A 1,390-nucleotide genomic window follows, 5' to 3' on the forward strand; every position below is an offset into this window, starting at 1 on the left:
ATATATATCTTTTTTTCGTTTAGTTAGATTAGATGGATTAAGCATAAAAAACTCCTTAAATTATTAATATTTATATTATAACAAGAAATCAAAGCACAATCAAACATTTGTTCGCAAAACTGCAATTAATATTCTTTATTTCTCGACAGTTGATAACTGGATAGAAAAGATTATAAATAAATTGCCTTTATAAGTTAATTTGAGATATAATTAAAACATGGATTAAATATCCATGTTTTTTACTATTTCTAACTAATGATAATTTATAGTTATCACTAGTTAAGGCTGATTTTGAAGATAGGAGCTATTATGAATACTACTAGTGATAACAAGTTTTTTCTTAAAAAGAATAATCTTATTCAAACAAATAAAAAATTATCTTTAAAAAGTAAAAAAAGATTGCAAAAAACAAAATCTGATAACACTCTCAGAGCTTATGAATCTGATTGGCTGGACTTTTATGATTGGTGTAACCATGCTAAATTAAGTCCACTACCGGCTGAACCAGAAACTGTTATTAACTATATCAATGATTTAGCTGATAATGCTAAAGCTAATACTGTGTCACGTCGCTTAAGTGCTATTTCTGAAAATCATAAAGCTGCTAACTTTTTTGAACAAAATCCTTGTCGCCACGCCTTAGTCCGTAATGCCTTAGATTCTATTAAACGTGAAAAAGGTACAATGCAACATGGTAAAGCACCAATACTTATGGAAGATATTACAGAGTTAAGCTCTTATTTTGCTATTGGTGATATTACTGGTATTCGTGATAAAGCTCTTGTTTTAATAGGATTTATGGGGGCATTTAGGCGCTCTGAACTAGTTGCTATTAATATCGAAGATTTAAGCTTTACTAATGATGGTGTTATTATTTTAATATCAAAGTCTAAAGGTGACCAAGATGGGCGTGGTGAATATGTCGCTATCCCCTACGCTTCTAATCATAATATTTGCGCAGTTACAGCTCTTAAAAATTGGATAAATGAATTGCCGGATAAATCAGGGCCGTTATTTAGACCACTTAATAAACATAAACAAATCCGCAATCAAAGATTAACCAGTCAATCAGTAGCTTTAATTTTAAAGAAATATGTCGCTTTAGCTGGTTTTAATCCTGATGATTTTGCCGGTCATAGTCTACGTCGAGGTTTTGCTACCAGTGCAGCACAACATGATGTTGATGAGCGTAATATTATGCAACAAACTCGTCATAAATCTGAAAAAATGGTTCGACGCTATATTGAACAAGGTAATTTATTTAAAAATAATCCATTGCATAAAATGTTTTAAATAAAGGATTCCCTTGATTTTTTCTGGACATAGCAAAACCTCCTATCGAGTTTATTCTACGATAGGAGGTCTCTTTTTTTCAATATCCGTTTTTATT

General features: G+C 30.6%; 1 protein-coding gene. It reads left to right on the top strand.

What is annotated here, in order from left to right:
• Positions 1 to 309 precede the first annotated feature (309 nt).
• Complete coding sequence (locus KBI38_03600; protein ID MBP8629151.1) at positions 310 to 1,293, top strand: tyrosine-type recombinase/integrase; 984 nt, start codon at positions 310 to 312, stop codon at positions 1,291 to 1,293.
• The last annotated feature ends 97 nt before the right edge of the window (positions 1,294 to 1,390 follow it).

This window comes from Negativicutes bacterium, assembly GCA_018052945.1.
Classification (GTDB): Bacteria; Bacillota; Negativicutes; order JAGPMH01; family JAGPMH01; genus JAGPMH01.

Bases quoted from the DNA above. Each gene is read 5' to 3' on its own strand.
- KBI38_03600 (MBP8629151.1), top strand. From the start codon at position 310: ATGAATACTACTAGTGATAACAAGTTTTTTCTTAAAAAGAATAATCTT.